The organism is Streptomyces sp. NPDC088116, from assembly GCF_044741745.1.
GTDB lineage: Bacteria > Actinomycetota > Actinomycetes > Streptomycetales > Streptomycetaceae > Streptomyces.
The window spans coordinates 42,014-58,719 of the sequence record NZ_JBIUTF010000009.1 but is presented as its reverse complement, the minus strand read 5'-3'; the positions used below and the strand labels follow the sequence as shown (position 1 = coordinate 58,719).

12 protein-coding genes are annotated in these 16,706 nt (G+C 71.4%); 9 read left to right on the top strand and 3 right to left on the bottom strand.

Annotated elements, in window-relative coordinates; translation table 11 throughout:
• Positions 1-20 precede the first annotated feature (20 nt).
• The 7 genes from ACIOJD_RS31130 to ACIOJD_RS31100 all read left to right on the top strand — a co-directional run bounded on the left by ACIOJD_RS31130 (position 21) and on the right by ACIOJD_RS31100 (position 9,989).
• Positions 21-1,022: a LacI family DNA-binding transcriptional regulator gene (locus ACIOJD_RS31130; protein WP_401919483.1), complete on the top strand. Its 1,002-nt coding sequence runs from the start codon at positions 21-23 to the stop codon at positions 1,020-1,022.
• Between the two features lie 390 nt (positions 1,023-1,412).
• Positions 1,413-2,756 (top strand): Gfo/Idh/MocA family protein, encoded by a 1,344-nt coding sequence (locus ACIOJD_RS31125; protein ID WP_401919481.1) that lies wholly within the window; start codon positions 1,413-1,415, stop codon positions 2,754-2,756.
• 170 nt (positions 2,757-2,926) lie between these two features.
• A complete protein-coding gene (locus tag ACIOJD_RS31120) occupies positions 2,927-5,479 on the top strand; it encodes an alpha-L-arabinofuranosidase C-terminal domain-containing protein (protein WP_401919479.1) in 2,553 nt (850 codons plus the stop codon).
• Between the two features lie 108 nt (positions 5,480-5,587).
• Positions 5,588-6,772, top strand: coding sequence for an aldose epimerase family protein (locus ACIOJD_RS31115; protein WP_401919477.1), 1,185 nt, complete (start codon positions 5,588-5,590; stop codon positions 6,770-6,772).
• A gap of 190 nt (positions 6,773-6,962) precedes the next feature.
• Positions 6,963-8,306 (top strand): 6-phospho-beta-glucosidase, encoded by a 1,344-nt coding sequence (locus tag ACIOJD_RS31110; protein ID WP_401919476.1) that lies wholly within the window; start codon positions 6,963-6,965, stop codon positions 8,304-8,306.
• 286 nt (positions 8,307-8,592) lie between these two features.
• A complete protein-coding gene (locus ACIOJD_RS31105) occupies positions 8,593-9,153 on the top strand; it encodes a SigE family RNA polymerase sigma factor (protein ID WP_401919475.1) in 561 nt (186 codons plus the stop codon).
• A complete protein-coding gene (locus ACIOJD_RS31100; protein ID WP_401919473.1) occupies positions 9,153-9,989 on the top strand; it encodes a hypothetical protein in 837 nt (278 codons plus the stop codon). Before ACIOJD_RS31105 ends, ACIOJD_RS31100 begins: the two co-directional genes overlap by 1 nt.
• A gap of 90 nt (positions 9,990-10,079) precedes the next feature.
• On the opposite strand, the gene ACIOJD_RS31095 is transcribed toward ACIOJD_RS31100, so the two are convergent.
• Both ACIOJD_RS31095 and ACIOJD_RS31090 read right to left on the bottom strand, forming a co-directional pair.
• Positions 10,080-11,315: a M20 family metallopeptidase gene (locus ACIOJD_RS31095; RefSeq protein ID WP_401919471.1), complete on the bottom strand. Its 1,236-nt coding sequence runs from the start codon at positions 11,313-11,315 to the stop codon at positions 10,080-10,082.
• Positions 11,316-11,394: 79 nt separating this feature from the next.
• Entirely contained in the window at positions 11,395-12,954 is a 1,560-nt protein-coding gene (locus tag ACIOJD_RS31090) for an AbgT family transporter (RefSeq protein ID WP_401919469.1), read from the bottom strand.
• Positions 12,955-13,098: 144 nt separating this feature from the next.
• Here ACIOJD_RS31090 and ACIOJD_RS31085 point away from each other — a divergent pair, with 144 nt between their 5' ends.
• Complete coding sequence (locus ACIOJD_RS31085) at positions 13,099-14,169, top strand: AsnC family transcriptional regulator (protein ID WP_401919467.1); 1,071 nt, start codon at positions 13,099-13,101, stop codon at positions 14,167-14,169.
• 16 nt (positions 14,170-14,185) lie between these two features.
• Here the strand turns inward: ACIOJD_RS31085 and ACIOJD_RS31080 are convergent, their stop codons facing one another.
• The gene (locus tag ACIOJD_RS31080) at positions 14,186-14,908 is read right to left on the bottom strand and encodes a peptidoglycan-binding protein (protein WP_401919465.1); all 723 of its coding nucleotides are present in this window, start codon (positions 14,906-14,908) and stop codon (positions 14,186-14,188) included.
• 289 nt (positions 14,909-15,197) lie between these two features.
• Here ACIOJD_RS31080 and ACIOJD_RS31075 point away from each other — a divergent pair, with 289 nt between their 5' ends.
• On the top strand, positions 15,198-16,574 hold the full coding sequence (locus ACIOJD_RS31075; RefSeq protein ID WP_401919738.1) for a hypothetical protein: 1,377 nt from the start codon (positions 15,198-15,200) through the stop codon (positions 16,572-16,574).
• Positions 16,575-16,706: the final 132 nt, after the last annotated feature.

Below are 16,706 nucleotides of genomic sequence, written 5' to 3'. Positions count from 1 at the left end.
CGGGGTGCCAACCTCGGGGCGTGCAGGTGACGATTCGAGAGGTAGCGAAGGCGGCGGGGGTCTCCCCCTCCACGGTGTCCCGGGCGCTGGCGCCCGGCGGAACGGTGAGTCCGGTGACGCGTGAACGTGTACGGGCCACCGCGGACCGGCTCGGCTACCAGCCGAACCCCGCCGCGCGCGGCCTGATCACCGGACGCAGCGGCCACCTGGGACTGATCGTCCCGGATTTGCTGAACCCCTTCTTCGCGGACATCTGCAAAGGTGTGCAGGCCCGCGCGCGGGGCCTCGGCCACGCGGTGTTCGTGAGCGACGCCGAGCGCGACGAGGGCCTGGAACTGGACGCGATCCGCACCCTCGCCCCGCAGGTGGACGGCATCCTGCTGTGCTCGCCGCACCTCAGCGGCGAGGAGCTGCGGTCCCTGCACGAACTGACCGACAAGCCCATCGTGCTGCTGCATCGCAAGGAGCCCGGCTTCGCGAGTGTGACGGCCGACCTGCTGGAGGGGATGAGCGACGCGCTGACCCATCTGCACGCGCTGGGCCACCGCAGGATCGCCTATGTGGGCGGCCCGCGCAGTACCTGGGCGGCGGGGGAGCGGGCGGCCGGGATCGAGGCCATGGCCGAGTCCGGCAAGGTCGAGATCGTCCATGTCGGCAGCGTGGCCCCCCATTTCGACGGCGGGATCACCGGCGCGGCGGATGTCGTCCTCGCCAGCGGGGCGAGCGCGGTGGTGGCCTTCAACGACATCGTCGCGTTCGGTCTGATCAGCCGGTTCACCGCGCGCGGGGTCCGGGTGCCGGACGAGATGAGCGTGGTCGGCTGCGACGACATCGCCCTGGCGGGGATGGCCGCCCCGCCGCTCACCACCGTCCACGTACCCAAGGCGCACGGCGCACGGGCCGCCGTCGATCTGCTGTTCCGCACCCTGGGGACGCCCGCCGTCGAGGGGGCGGAGCCCTTGCAGCGGATCCTGCCCACGCACCTGGTGGTACGGGGATCGACCGCCGCGATCGAGAGCTGAGGCCGGACTCCGCGCCGGGCGCCGGGGTGCCCGGGGCCCGGACGGGGCCGCCGTGGGACAGCGGGTGGCGGACATCGCGGTCCTTCGCTCGACGGGTCTGGGAGAGCGGAGGCACGTCTGCAAACGTTCCCACTCTGTCTCGAACTGGCCCGGAAGTTACGCGCGTCGGCGGACTTCCGTCAATGCCGTGTACCGAATCACCAGCTGAAAGTTGGAGGCCGCGCGCAGAGGCCGGGGGTGGCCTCTTGGGCACGTCGCGTCTCTTGCCGTTCGCCGGGCCGCGTGCAACCGTTGCCGCCGTCATCCGCCCCCGGCGTGAAGGAGAACACCGAACACAACACCGCGCGATGCCACGCAACGGTACACACCACCTCGCCGAACGGAGACCGCATGTCACCCGACGACACCGCACGCCGCCGCTGCGCCGTGGTGGGCCTGGGCGCCCGCGCCCAGCTCTTCACCGAAGCCCTGACCGGACCGTACGCGGACCGGATCGAGCTGGTCGGCCTCTGCGATGTCAACGCCCACCGCATGGCCGTCCACAACGAATGGATCGCGGCCTCCGGCACCGGCCGGCCGGCCGTACCGGCCTACGGCGCCGGGGAGTTCGAGGAGATGCTGCGCCGCGAACGCGTCGACCTCGTCGTCGTGTGCACCGTGGACCGCACCCATGATCACTACATCGTGCGGGCGCTGGAAGCGGGCTGCGACGTGGTGACCGAGAAGCCGATGACCACGGACGCCGAGCGCGCCCGCCGCATCCTGGACGCCCGGCGACGTACCGGACGCCAGGTGCGCGTGGCCTTCAACTACCGCTACAACCCGGTGCACGCCGCCGTACGCGAGACCCTCGCGGCCGGCCGGATCGGCGAGGTCGGCTCGGTGCATTTCGAGTGGCTGCTCGACCTGCGGCACGGCGCCGACTACTTCCGCCGCTGGCACCGCGACAAGGCCAACTCCGGCGGGCTGATGGTGCACAAGGCCACCCACCACTTCGACCTGGTCAACTGGTGGCTGGACTCGGAGCCGGAGACGGTGTTCGCGCAGGGCGGGCGCTTCTTCTACGGCGACGAGGCGGGCCGGCGCCGCGGCCTCGCCCGCGACTACGCCCGCGCGCACGGCTCCCCGGCGGCGGCCGACGACCCGTTCGCCGTACACCTGGCGGACTCCCCGGTGCTCAGCGCGCTCTACCTGGACGCTGAGGCCGAGGACGGCTACCACCGCGACCAGAACGTGTTCGGCCCCGGGGTGACGATCGAGGACGACATGGCCGTACTGGTGCGGTACGCCTCCGGCGCCACGCTCACCTACCACCTCACCGCGTACGCGCCCTGGGAGGGGTACCGGATCTCCTTCAACGGCAGTGAGGGCCGACTGGAGTTGCTGGTCGAGGAGTCGACATGGGCCCGGCCCCGGATCCGTACGGACGGCGCGAGCGCGGTGATGCACGGCGCGGCCGCGGGCGACGAGGCGGGCCGCACGGAGCTGCTGCTGCGCCGGTTCTGGGAAGAGCCGCGCGAGGTGAACGTCGAGACCGGCGAGGGCGGACACGGCGGCGGGGACGTGCGCATGCTGGAGGACCTCTTCGGCCGGCGGGAAGCGGGCGCGACGGACGCCCTGGGACGCGCGGCGGACGCGAGCGACGGCGCCCGGTCCCTGGTCACGGGCCTGGCCGCGAACCAGTCCTTTGTGACCGGCCTTCCGGTGCGCGCCCAGGATCTGCTGGACATCTGAGACAACCGGCGCACCTGCGACAGGCCCGGCCGCCCGCCGGACGCGGCCCGGCCGCCGTCCGGGCCATGTCGTGCTGCGCGACCCATTGACGCCTGTGCCGCCTCTCCTTATGTTGCCGTTCGAAGTTCTGACCGTCGTCCGGTATTTCGAACGAGGAGCCGCAGACACTCATGCCACGCACACGCTGGAGACCGGCGCTCATGGCCGTGGCGCTCCTGGTGACGGCCAACGCGCTTCAGGCGCCCGCGAACGCCACGGAAGGCATCACCGGTCGCGCCTCCGCCACCGACCGGGTTCCCACCACCGACTACGGCCTCACCGTCGACACGAGCCGCACCGGCCCGGCGATCGACGACACGATGTACGGCGTCTTCTACGAGGACATCAACCGCGCCGCGGACGGTGGCCTGTACGCCGAACTCGTACAGAACCGGTCGTTCGAGTACAGCACCGCCGACAACGCCTCCTACACGCCGATGACCGCGTGGACACCCACCGGGACGGGCACGGCCGCGGCCGTCGGCGACGCCGGGCGGCTGGGCGAGCGCAACCGCACCTACCTGCGCCTGGACCTCGACGGGACGGACGCCGGGACCGGCGTCGTCAACTCCGGCTACAGCACCGGCATCGCCGTGACGCGGGGCGAACGCTACGACTTCTCGGTCTGGGCGCGCACCGACCGGGCGGCCGGGACGCCGCTCACGGTCGCCCTGCGCTCCGCCGACGGCACCGCGCTCGCGAGTCCGGCGCGCGTCACCGCACGCGGTGACCGGTGGACCAAGTACACCGGCACACTCACCGCCACGGCCACCGAGTCCGCGGGACGCCTCGCCGTCACCGCGGGCGGCACCGGTACCGTCCGGCTCGACATGGTCTCCCTCTTCCCCAGGGACACGTACAAGGGACGCGCGAACGGCCTGCGCAAGGACCTCGCCGAGAAGATCGCCGCCCTGCGGCCCGGTTTTCTCCGCTTCCCCGGCGGCTGCCTCGTCAACACCGGCAGCCACGAGGGGTACGACGAAGCCTCCGGATGGCAGCGCAAGCGTTCCTACCAGTGGAAAGACACGGTGGGCCCGGTCGAGCAGCGCGCGACCAACGCGAACTTCTGGGGCTACAACCAGAGTTACGGCCTGGGCTACTACGAGTACTTCCAGTACGCCGAGGACATCGGCGCGATGGCCCTGCCCGTCGTTCCCGCCCTGGTCACCGGATGCGGACAGAACAAGGCGACCGACGACCCCGCCCTGCTGAAGCGCCACATCCAGGACACCCTCGATCTCATCGAGTTCGCCAACGGACCCGCCACCTCGGCCTGGGGCAGGAAGCGCGCGGAGATGGGCCACCCCCGGCCGTTCGGCCTCACCCATGTGGAGGTGGGCAACGAGGAGAACCTCCCCGACGCGTTCTTCGAGCGGTTCACCCAGTTCAGGAAGGCGATCGAGGCCGCCCACCCGGACATCACCGTGATCTCCAACTCCGGCCCCGACGACAGCGGTCCGACCTTCGACCGGGCCTGGCAGCTCAACCGCGACGCCGACGTGGCGATGGTGGACGAGCACTACTACAACAGCCCCCAGTGGTTCCTGGAGAACAACGGGCGCTACGACTCCTACGACCGCTCGGGGCCGAAGGTGTTCCTCGGCGAGTACGCCTCGCAGGACAACCGGTTCCGCAACGCACTCGCCGAGGCTGCGTTCATGACCGGCCTGGAACGCAACGCCGACGTGGTGAAGCTCGCCTCGTACGCCCCGCTCCTGGCCCACACCGGCTCGGTGCAGTGGCGGCCCGACATGATCTGGTTCGACAACACACGCTCCTGGGGCTCGGCGAACTACGAGACGCAGAAGCTGTTCATGACGAACGCCGGCGACCGTGTCGTCCCCAGCAGCGCGACCGCCGCCCCGGCCCCCTCGGCCCCGATCACGGGCGCGATCGGCCTCTCCACCTGGGCGACGAGCGCCGCCTACGACGATGTGCGGGTCACCGGAGCCGACGGAACACCGCTGCTCACCGAGGACTTCTCGGCCGGTGACAGCCGGTGGACGAAGGCGGCGGGCACCGGCACCTGGACCATTCAGGACGGCCAGTACGTCCAGTCCGACGCCGCGGCCGAGAACACCCTGGTCACCGCGGGCGATCCGGCCTGGCAGGACTACGACCTGCGAGTGAAGGCCACCAAACGGTCCGGCAAGGAAGGGTTCCTGGTCGCCTTCGGTGTCAAGGACACCGGCAACTTCTACTGGTGGAACCTGGGCGGCTGGAACAACACACAGTCCGCCGTCGAGAAGTCGGTCGGCGGCGCCAAGCAGACCATGATCTCCGACGGCACGAAGATCGAGACCGGCCGCGCCTACGACCTGCGCGTCGAGGTCCGGGGCCGCCAGGTCACTCTCTATGTCGACGGTACGAAGTGGGGAGGCTTCACCGACGACAAGATCGCCGAACCCTTCCGTCAGGTCGTCACCCGCGACAAGAACGACCTGATCGTCAAGGTGGTCAACGCGCAGGACGCGGCGGCCCGCACCCGGATCGACCTGGGCCGGTCCGCGAACGTCGCACCGACCGCGCGGCTGACGACCCTCAGCGGCGCCCCGGACGCGGTGAACACCGCCGACGACCGGCCGATCCAACCCGTGACGTCGACCGTGACGGGCGTCGGCGCCACCTTCACCCACACCTTCCCGCCGAATTCGATCACCTTCATGCGGCTCAGGACCCGATGAGGGAATCGGTCATGTCACGTGCGGGGACCGGTAGTTCACCTCGCGGGGACCGGAAGCCACCTTGCGGGGACCGGAAGTTCACCACACCATCCGACAGGAGCCGCGCTCATGCACACTGATTCCTCCGACGCCCCGCGTACGAGTCCGGCCACCAGACGCGCGGTGCTGGCGGGAGCCGCCGCCGTGGGCCTGAGCGCCGCCGCGGCGGGGACGGCCCGAGCCGCGTCCGGCAGCGGCAGGACACCGACGCGCGAATCGTTCGGCAAGCTCCCCGACGGCACCAAGGTGTACCGCTGGACCCTGGAGAACGGCGGCACCCGTCTGAGAGTGCTGAGCTACGGAGGCGTCGTCCAGTCGCTGGAGATACCGGACCGCCATGGCCGGTACGCCAATGTCTCCCTGGGTTTCGACAACATCGACGACTACCTCAAGGCCACCACCTTCTTCGGCGCGCTGATCGGCCGGTACGGCAACAGGATCGCCGGGGGCCGCTTCACGCTCGACGGCCGCACCTACCAACTCCCCCTGAACGACGGGGCGAACAGCCTGCACGGCGGAACGAAGGGATTCGACAGGAGAGTCTGGGACGTGGAGCCCTTCACCGGCTCCACGGGTGTGGGCATCGTCCTGCGCTACATCAGCGCGGACGGCGAGATGGGCTATCCCGGCACCCTGCGGGTGACGGTGACGTACACCCTCACACCCCGGGGGACCTGGCGCATCGACTACGCGGCCACGACGGACAGGGCAACGGTCGTCAACCTCACCAATCACACCTACTTCAACCTCGCGGGGGAGGGCAGCGGCGATGTGTACGGCCACGAGCTGACCCTCGACGCGTCCCGCTACACCCCCGTCGACACCACCCTGATCCCGACCGGGGAACTGGCCGCGGTGGCCCGGACCCCCTTCGACTTCCGGTCCGGCAAACCCGTCGGCCGCGACATCCGAACCGGCCACCCGCAACTGCTGCGCGCCCAGGGCTTCGATCACAACTGGGTGCTCGACAAGGGAGTCACGGCCGCACCCCGGCACGCCGCGACACTGAGCGACCCCGGCTCGGGGCGCACCCTGAGGATCGCGACGACCGAACCCGGAGTGCAGTTCTACTCGGGCAACTTCCTCGTCGGCACGCTGGCCGGCACCTCGGGCCGGATCTACCGGCAGGGCGACGGCCTGTGCCTGGAGACCCAGCACTTCCCGGACTCCCCGAACCGGCCGTCGTTCCCGTCCACGGTGCTGCGCCCGGGGGAGACGTACCGGTCGACGACGGAACACTCCTTCCACGCCTGAGCACCCGGGGAGTGACCTGTCGCGTGACGGGGCAGGGGAGCAGCCGCCACGGTGCTGCCGGCCTCCTGCCCCGGCCATCGCCCGTACGGGGAGGACGGCGGTCGCCCGCGGCCCCTGCCCCTCCGGCACGGCCACCCGCGTAGGCTCCGCCGGAAGGTGGTTGTGGCGTGAACGCGAAGGTGGTTGCGGAGTGAGGCTGACAATTCTCGGTGGTGGCGGATTCCGGGTGCCGCTGGTGTACGGAGCGCTGCTCGGCGACCATGCGGAGGGCCGCGTCACCCACGTCACCCTCCACGACCTGGACACCGCCAGGCTCACGGCCGTCGCCCGCGTCCTGGCCGAACAGGCCGCGTCCGTCCCCGACGCACCGCTGCTCTCCGTCACCACCGACCTTGACGAGGCGCTGCGCGGCGCCGACTTCGTCTTCTCCGCGATCCGCGTCGGCGGCCTCGAAGGCCGCGCGGCCGACGAGCGCGTCGCGCTGGACCTGGGGGTCCTGGGCCAGGAGACGGTCGGCGCGGGCGGTATCGCGTACGGACTGCGCACGGTCCCCGTCGCCGTCGACATCGCGCGACGCGTCGCCCGGCTCGCCCCCGACGCCTGGGTCATCAACTTCACCAACCCTGCGGGCCTGGTCACCGAGGCGATGTCCCGCCACCTCGGCGACCGCGTCATCGGGATCTGCGACTCGCCCGTGGGGATGGGCCGGCGCGTCGCGCGCCTCCTGGGAGCCGACCCGGACGAGGCACGGATCGACTACGTCGGCCTCAACCACCTCGGCTGGCTGCGCGGCCTGTACGTCGCGGGACGCGACGAACTCCCGCGCCTGCTCGCCGACACCGAGGCCCTCGGCTCCTTCGAGGAGGGCAGGCTGTTCGGCCCCGAGTGGCTCCAGTCCCTCGGCGCGATCCCCAACGAGTACCTGCACTACTACTACTTCAACAGGGAAGCCGTCCGCGCCTACCAGGAGGCGGAACAGACCCGCGGCGCCTTCCTGCGCGACCAACAGGCCCGTTTCTACGAGGAGATGGAGCGCCCGGACGCGCCCGCCCTGACAACCTGGGACCGTACCCGCGCCGAACGTGAAGCCACCTACATGGCGGAGAACCGCGAGGCGGCGGGCGTCGGCGAGCGCGACGCCAGTGACCTGGAGTCCGGCGGCTACGAGAAGGTCGCCCTCTTCCTGATGCGCGCCATCGCCCGCGACGAACGCGCCACGCTCATCCTCAACGTCCGCAACCGCACCACGCTGCGGGTCCTGGACGAGGAGGCCGTCATCGAGGTGCCCTGCCTCGTGGACGCGAACGGAGCCCGCCCGCTGTCCGCGGCGCCCCTGCCGGACCACGCCACCGCCCTGGTGTGCGCCGTCAAGGCCGTCGAGCGCGAGGTCCTCGCGGCCGCCGAGAGCGGCTCGCGCGCCACCGCGGCGAAGGCCTTCGCACTGCACCCCCTGGTGGACTCCGTGGCCGTCGCCCGCCGCCTGGTGGACGGCTACACGAGCGTGCACCCCGGCCTCGCCTACCTGAACCGATAGGAGCCCCCCGCTCCGGAGGCGGCCGTTTCAGCCATCTTGATCTTTCTCGTCCGGGTGCACCCCAGGGCCGGAACACGGCGGAAGGACAGTCAGGACGCCCTGCACCGGCCGGTGCGGAGCCGACTGTTCCTGTTGTGTCGAACCAGTGTGTGTTGCGGTGGATGCTGGCCGGTCCTGGAGGGTGGCTTCCTCTTTCTGTCTTTTCTGTTGTTACGCTCACGCACCTCGCTGATGGTGGTGGTGGGACGGTCGGCGGGGGAGTGGACGGCAGACAGGGAGTGGCTTCGTGGGCAGGGTCGTCGACGACGCCATCGCCGCCGAGTTCCATGAGTTCTTCGAGCGGTACTACGCGGAACTGTCGCGGCTGGCCTACCTGTTGACGGGCGACGCCGACACGGCCGACGACCTGGCCTCGGACGCCCTGCTCGCGCTGTGGCACCGCTGGGACCGGGTCCGGGCAGCCGACCACCCGGTCGCGTACGCCCGTGGAGTGGTCGCGAATCTGGCACGCTCCCAGATCCGCAGCGCGGTGCGGGAGCGGCGCCGCGTCTCGCTGTTCTTCTCGCAGCGCGGTGAGCGCTTCGACGACCCGGACGTGCCGGCCGTGCTCGATGTCCGGGCGGCGTTACGGCGGTTGCCGTTCCGTAAGCGCGCCTGCGTGGTGCTGCGTTACGCCCTGGACATCTCCGAACGCGACACCGCTCTCACTCTGGGCATATCCGTGGGCACCGTGAAGAGCCAGTCGTCGCGCGGGATGGCCGAATTGGAGCGGCTGCTGGGGCCCGGCACCACAACGGAAGGCGTACGTGCGACGGTTGCTTCGGAACGCGCGGAGGGGAGGAGCTGATGGACGACCTGCACAGGCGGCTGGGAGAGGCGGCGCAGGCACACCGTCCGGACCGTGAGCGGATGCTGGCGCGGATCGAGCGGGGCATGGCGGGTCCGGAGCAGGACCCCGGCCGTCAGCGGGTTCCCCGCCCGGCGCCGTGGCTGCGGGTGGTCGCGGTGACGGCCGCGGGGGTCGCCACCCTGGGCGTGGGCGTCTTCGCCTACGGCGCCGTCACGGGCGGTACCGACACGTCGGGAACCGTGGCGACCACCCCGGGACCGGCGAGCCCGTCCGCCGCCCCGGCGCCGGGCCCTTCGGACTCCGGCCGCCCGGCGGAGCCCACGCCGAGCCGTATCCCCCGGCCGACGGACACGCCCGACTCGGAGCGTACGAACGGCCCCTCCGCCACGCCCACGCCGGACGGCCCGTCCGGTACCCCCGGCGCCGGGACACCGGTCGCCGAGGACGGGTATCTGTGGTCGGACGGCTCGCTCGACCCGAACAGCAACGACTACTGGGCGCAGAGCAATGTCACGATCAGGGCGGAACGGCCGCTCAACTCGCTGACGGTGGAACTGCGCGTCGCGCAGACCGGCGGGGTGCGGGACACCGGCTCCTGGCGGTCGCTGCCCGTCGAGGACTTCGTCGTCTCGGCGCGGGTGGAGGACGGTGACCTGGTCTTCCGGTGGACGCTGAAGGACGGTGTGGTGGTGCCGGCGGGCGAACATGTCTTCGCGGGACAGTACGACCACGCCGAAGGCGGGCGGGACGCCGGTGGCGACCGCTACTCCGCGGTGGCGACCAGTTCGGGCCGGACCGCCGACGTCGGAGGGGACTTCGCCCCGGACCGGTGACGGGAGCGATCCGTCACCGGTCCGGGGCGGGCGGGGCAGGGGGCCGTGGAACTCCGCCCGAGGGCGTGCTCCACCGGCCGTGCGTGCCGGTCAGTTCCCGGTGAGCGGCTCTTCGGCGAGACGCAGGAGCGTACCGGCGGTGAGAGCGGTGCGGTCGGGCATGTCGCCCGTGACGATGTGCTCGTGCCGGGCGTGTGCTCCGTCGCCGGTGGCGCCCATGCCGCACAGGACCGGGCGGCCGAGGGCGGAGACGAAGTTCGCGTCGCTGCCGCCGCCGACGAACAGTTCCGCCAGAGGGCCCCGGATGTGGGTGGCGACGCTGTCCGCGAGCGCGAACAGCTTGCGGCTGCCCGGACCGGGCTGCATGGGAGGCCGGTTCCAGCCGCCGCCGAGCGTGACGGTGACCCGGGTGTCGGTGGCCGCCAGGCCGGCCAGCACCTGGTCCATCCGCCGGATCTCGTCCTGATCGGTGACCCGGATGTCGACGAGGCCGTGCGCCTCGCCCGCGATGACATTACGGGCCGTACCGCCGCTGATCCGGCCGACGTTGATGGTGGTGCCCCGCTCGGGGGCGGCGGCGGCGACCAGTTGCCCGATGACGTCGGCCAGTGCGTGGATGGCGCTGGCGCCCTTGGCCGGATCGAGACCGGCGTGGGCCTCGGTGCCGGTCACGGTCAGGGTGAAGATGCCGACGCCCTTGCGGCCCGCCTTGATGCCCCACGCACCGCCCGGCTCCAGGACCAGGGTGGCGGCGGCGTCCTGCGTCGCCCGTTCGATGTGCGGGCGGGAGATGACGCTGCCGGTCTCCTCGTCGCCGTTGAAGACGAACCGTACGGTGGGCCGGGGCAGGCCGAGTTCGCGCAGGGCGCGCAGCGCCCACATGCCCTGGGCCAGGCCGGCCTTCATGTCGAAGGCGCCCGGACCCGACGCGTGGCCGTCGGTGACGGTGAACGGCCAGGCGTCGAGGGTGCCGGCCGGCCAGACGGTGTCGTAGTGGCCGACGACCGTGACGACGGGGCCCGACGGGGTGGTGCCGGTGTACTCGGCCTCGACGACGTCGCCGAGTTCCGGGTCACGGTGGCGCACGGTGCGGTCCGGTGTGCCCAGCCGGTCGGCGAGCAGCTCCAGGAGGAGATCGGCGGTGGCGTCGAGGAGTGCCTTGTCGTCACTGGGCGACTCCTGCTCGACCAGCCGGCACAGGTCGGCGAGGCAGGCCTGCTCGTGGTCCGCCTCACGGCACCAGGCCGCGATACGGGTCAGCGCGGGGCCGTCGGACGGGGACAACGGTACGGACAGGGGCGCGGGTTCGGGTGCGGGTGCGGACATGTTCTCTGGGTGCCTCCGTGTTTCTCCGGGCGGACCGGGTGGTCCCGGTCCGAGTCGGTGGTGAGCGCCGGGCGGCGCGTCAGGGGGTCGGTGATCCGGGGCCGAAGGGCAGGCCGACGGAGTACCAGGCGAGGAAGAGCACGGTCCACACGAGCAGCATCGCGATGGAGACCGGCAGCGTCAGGGACATCAGGGTGCCGATGCCCGCGGTGGGCCGGTAGCGGCGGACGAAGCCGAGACACAGGACGAAGTACGGGCTCATCGGGGTGATCGGGTTCGTACAGGAGTCGGCGATCCGGTACAGCGCCCAGGTGGTCTCCGGCGCGACATGCAGCAGCATCATCATGGGCACGAACACCGGCCCGATCAGCGCCCACATGGCGGATCCGCTGGTGAGGAGCAGATTCATCACGCTGACCACGAGGATGACACCCACGAAGATCAGAGTGATCGGTACACCGGAGGAGTCCAGCAGTTCCGCTCCGGTGATGGCCACGACCTCGCCGATCGACGTCCACTTGAAGTAGGCGAGGAACTGTGAGATCGCGAAGAACAGCACCAGGATCGGGGTGAGTTCGCGCAGTCCCAGGGCCATCATCTCGGGGACGTCCTTGGCGCCGCGGATGACTCCCACCGCCCGGCCGTACGCGATTCCGGTGGCGAAGAAGATCAGTGAGAGGAAGACGGCGATGTTGTGCACGAGCGGCGAGTCGATGACGGCGCCGTGCTCACCGCGCAGCGGGGAACCGGTGGGCAGGGCCGCGACGGCGATGGCGGCGATCAGCGCCAGGGCGACGAAGCCGGCCCCCCGCAGCCCGCGCCGCTCGGCGTCCGACAGCGACAGATCGGGGAGTTCCTCCCCGGGCTCGGCCGCTTCCTCCCCGTCCTCGGCCACCATCATCGCGACCCGCCGCTTCAGCAGGGTCTCGGCGACCACGGTGATGACCAGCGCCAGGACAAGGGAGGAGACGAGCGAGAAGAAGTAGTTGGCCACCGGGGTGACCGTGTAATGGGGGTCGATGGTGTGCGCCGCGGCCGTGGTCAATGCGGCCAGCGTGGCGTCCGAGGGGGTGACCAGCGGGCTGGCCGCATGTCCTCCGGAGACCGAGACGAAGGCGACCACCGCGCCCAGCACGGGATTGCGCCCGACCGAGCGGTAGGCGATCGCGCCGAGCGGGATCATGACCACGAACGCCGCGTCCGAGGCGATGTGGGCGAGCATCCCGGTGAGCGCGATCATGTACGTGACGGCCTTGACCGGTACCTTCGCCAGCGCCGCCCGCAGCATGGCGGTGAGCAGTCCGGCCTTGTCCGCGACCGATACGCCGAGCATGACGACGAGGACGACCCCCAGGGGCGGGAACGTCGCGTAGTTGTCGATCAGGTCGTCGAGCATCATCGTGACACCGGCGTCCGAGACCAGGCTCTTCACCGCCACGGTCGCGCCGTCGGTGGGCGACTCGGCGGACACGCCCATGGCGTGCAGGCCCCAGCTCAGGACGATCAGGACTCCGCTGAGTATCACGAAGAGCCAGAACGGGTGTGGGAGTCTGTTGCCCACGCGTTCGATGCCGCCCAGCAGCCGTAGCGTCAGCGCCACGGATGCCGCGGGACGGTCCACCGTCGTTGTCTTGGTCACCACATCGGTCCTTCCCAGCAGCGGCGCTGCGGCGTATTGATCCGCAATAAGACGTCAGGATGAACGATTGTGTCAATGAGTAGCGCCATCGCGGTCATTTCATCCGCGTAACTTCTTGATGATGGGAAGGGTTAGGATCGGGCCATGGCCTCGCCCACCGTCACCACGCGCCGGTCGTCGGCACGACCGGAGGAACGGCTCCTCGATGACGTCGATCTCGACCTGGTCGCCGCGCTCCAGGTCGCGCCGCGCACCCCGGTCAATGCCCTCGCCGACGTGCTGGACAGCTCACCGAGCACCATCGCCCGCCGCCTCTCACGGCTGCGCGACGACCGACTGCTGCGGGTGGTCGGCCGGGTGGACTGGCCACTGATCACCACGGAGAACCCGCGCCAGGTGTGGATCAAGTGCGCCCCCGGACGCTCCGAGGAGGTCGCGCGGCGCATCCTGGAGCTGCCCGAGGTGCAGACACTGCTGCTGACGACCGGCAGCGCCGACATCTACTGCAGCGTCTACCCGCTGCTCGGCACCGACATCTTCGATCTGCTGACCAACCGCCTGCCCGCCATAGAGGGCATCGTCTCCACCGAGTCCCAACTGGTCCTGCGCGCACACACCATGGGCCAGAGCTGGCGGCTGCACCGGCTCACCGAAGAGCAGACCGGCCACCTGCGCGAGCACGCCGTCCAGGTCACCAGGGACCGGCTGACCTCCCCCGGCCAGCTGTCGGACCTGGAGGAACGCACCCTGGACCTGATGGTGGCCAACGGCCGGATCCCGGCCGCCGACATCGCCCGCGAGCTGGGTGTCAGCCGCTCGACGGCCTACCGCACCTCGCAGTCGCTCCTGGAATGCGGCGCCCTGGTGCCCCGGGTGGAGATCGAACCCACCCTGCTGGGCTTCCCGCTCAACGCCCTGATGGCCCTGACCGTGCTCCCGCAGGCGATCCCCGGACTCCTCGACACCCTGGGCGGCCACCCCTCCGCCCGCCATGTGTCGATGGTGGCCGGCTCCGCCTCGGTCATCCACTACGGAGTCTTCCGCGACGAGGAGGACCTGGCCCGCTTCATCACCACGGACCTCGGTGCCTTTCCCGCCGTCACCACGGTCAATACGTGCGTGGGCGTCCGGGTGCTGCGCCGTCACTGGACGGCCCGCGACGGCGTCCGCCTCGGCGAGCGGGTCGACGCCCCGCCGTCCGGCCCGGCACCGTGACGGGCACCGCCAATTCTCAGGTCCCCGTGCGGGATTCGAGATCGCGGCGGGTGTCGTCGCCGTAGACGCCGGTCTCGTCGCCGCGGATGCCGTACCAGAGCTGGAAGCGGCCGACGGCTTCGGTCAGGGACGTGTCGTACGTGCCGCTCACGCTGCCGCCCTCGTACACGTCGGGGATGCGCAGCAGCCGTTCCTGGAGGTCGCTCACCCGCGGGCCGCTGTCTCCCTGTTGCAGTACGCCCGGGTCGGAGGCCGGTGGCACCGGTTCGGCCGGAGTCCCGGGATCCGCCGGGGCGGTGCTCGCGGTCGGCGCGGGCGCCGGTGCCGAGGCCTGCGGCCGCTCTCCCGTACCGCTCCAGGTGATCAGCAGCGCGATACCGAAGCCCGCGGCTCCCGCCGTGCCCAGGGCGGCGAGGACGCCGACCTTGCGGTCGCGTTGCCACCGGGCGGTGGGCGCGGTCCACTCGGTGCCGTGCCCCGTGGAGGGAACGCGCGGTAACTCGTCGGTGTCCTCGGAGTCCTGCGACGCCTCCGGGACCCAGGCCGCCGTGGTGCCGGGCGTCGTCACCCGCTCCCAGCCCTCGCCCCGGCCGCCCTCGTGTGCGTCGGGCCGGCTCTCGTCGGGCCGGAACAGTTCGTCGAAGTCCGACAGCGGGCGTGGCCGCCGCCGGCGCATGACATGGGTCGGTTCGAGCACCGTACGTCGTGTCGGCTGTCTGCGATCGGATGATCCCGTCACCGAGCCGCCTCCTTCTCCTGACGTCTGCCCCGACTGTCCGCCCGCCACCGGACGCTACCTTGGTCCCGCCGGTCACGAGGGGTGAATGAGCGCAAGGACCCTCAAGTGCCTTGCCCAGCACGGCTGATGGCGTGATGCCCGCCCCCGCCGACGGCCCCGGAGCCCACTCCGACCAGGCCCGGACCGGCCCGTCCGCGCCCCGGACTCGTGGTGACCGGCGCCTCACTCACCGCGCGTTGGGGCAGTCGAGGGTGAGCCGACCGGCCCGGCGGGTTACGGTGCTGGTGTGATGATCACAGGGGAGGGCACCGTATCGGGGACCGCGCTGCTGCTCGCGGCCGCTCCGGCAGGCAAAGGGTGTCTCATCGACGCAGCGTCTGCACTACCCGCGCTCGCGGCGGTATCCCCGAGCACGCTGACGGGCACGGCCGCCGCGACCGTGATCGAACTCGCCGATCCGCTCGCCCCGCAGACCGTACTCACCCGTATCCGGGCCGCGGCCGCCACGGCCGGACCCCTGTCCCTCTACATCGCGGGACAACTCCATCTGGACCACAAGCAGCGCCTGGTCCACCTCGCGCTGGCCCGTACGACCCCCACCACCCTGCGCTACACGGGCCTGCCCTGGCACTGGCTGACCGGCGAACTCAAGCTGCGCCGTCCGGGCACCACCACGGTCGTCGTGGACCTGGTGGCGGACGCGGAGGCCTGGGAGCAGTTGGGCGTGGAAGGTCTCGCGCTCGGCTACGGCACACGTCTGTACGGACGCGTGGCGCCGCCACCGCCGCGCCGTACGATCGTCGCCCCCGCCTACCTGAACGCGTACGCGGCGATCTGGCGCAGCGGGGCACAGCCGCCGCTCGCCCAGCTCCACCAGCAGGCCGCCACCCGCGCCGGAACCGACGGCGCGCTGCTCCTCGCCGTGGACGCTCCACCCGCGCCCACGGCTCCCGTTGAGGGTGGTGCGCGCGCTGTCCGGCGAGAGCCGCCCGTCGAGAGCCGTCCGCCGTCCGGCGAGAGCCACGCCGGGTCCGCTTCCCCCCACGCGTACGGCGAGGCTCCCGCGTACGGTGACGCTCCCGGGCCCGCCTCGCCTCCCGCGCCCGGCGCGGCTCCCGCGCCCGGCGCGGCTCCCGCGCCCGGTTCCGAGCCCGAGCGCCATGACCGGACTCCCGCCCCACCGCCCCCCGGCTCGCACGCCCCCGTGGTCGCCGAACCGCCCGCGGACGACCCGCATCCCGCGATCCTGGCCGCCGCCCGCGGCGGGCGGCACACCGAGGCCGCCACGATCGCCGCCATGTGGGAGAGCGAGGCACTGCGCATGTACGGGCCCGGCTCGACGCAGGCGATCCACTGGCTGGAAGTACGCGCCGATCTGGCCCGCCTCGCCCAGGAAGCGGCCCGCAGCTGCGAGTTGTGGACGGCAGCGGCCGAAGCCCGCCTGGCGCGCCGACAGCTCCCGGACGACACCGAGGTCGAAGCCGCGGCCGACCGCGCCCACCACCAGTGGGAACAGATCGACGACCAGGCGCGGGCGGGCCTGCTGGCACCGGCCCTCCTCGCGCTGCGCCGTCAGGTGCCCGGCCGTCGGCCCGGAGCGCTCCAGGCGATCGAGCGACGGCTGGAGAACCTGCGCTCGACACATGGGAAATTCACAGCTTTCTAGGGGCGCGAATACTCCTGCGGAGCGAGAGACTTCGCCGGGGACGGTGGCGCGTGACGGCGAGGTGAGTGTGCTCGCGGACCGGCGCGCGCCTGTCCCACTCGGCTCGTCCCCGCACCGGCTCATCTCCCCAGG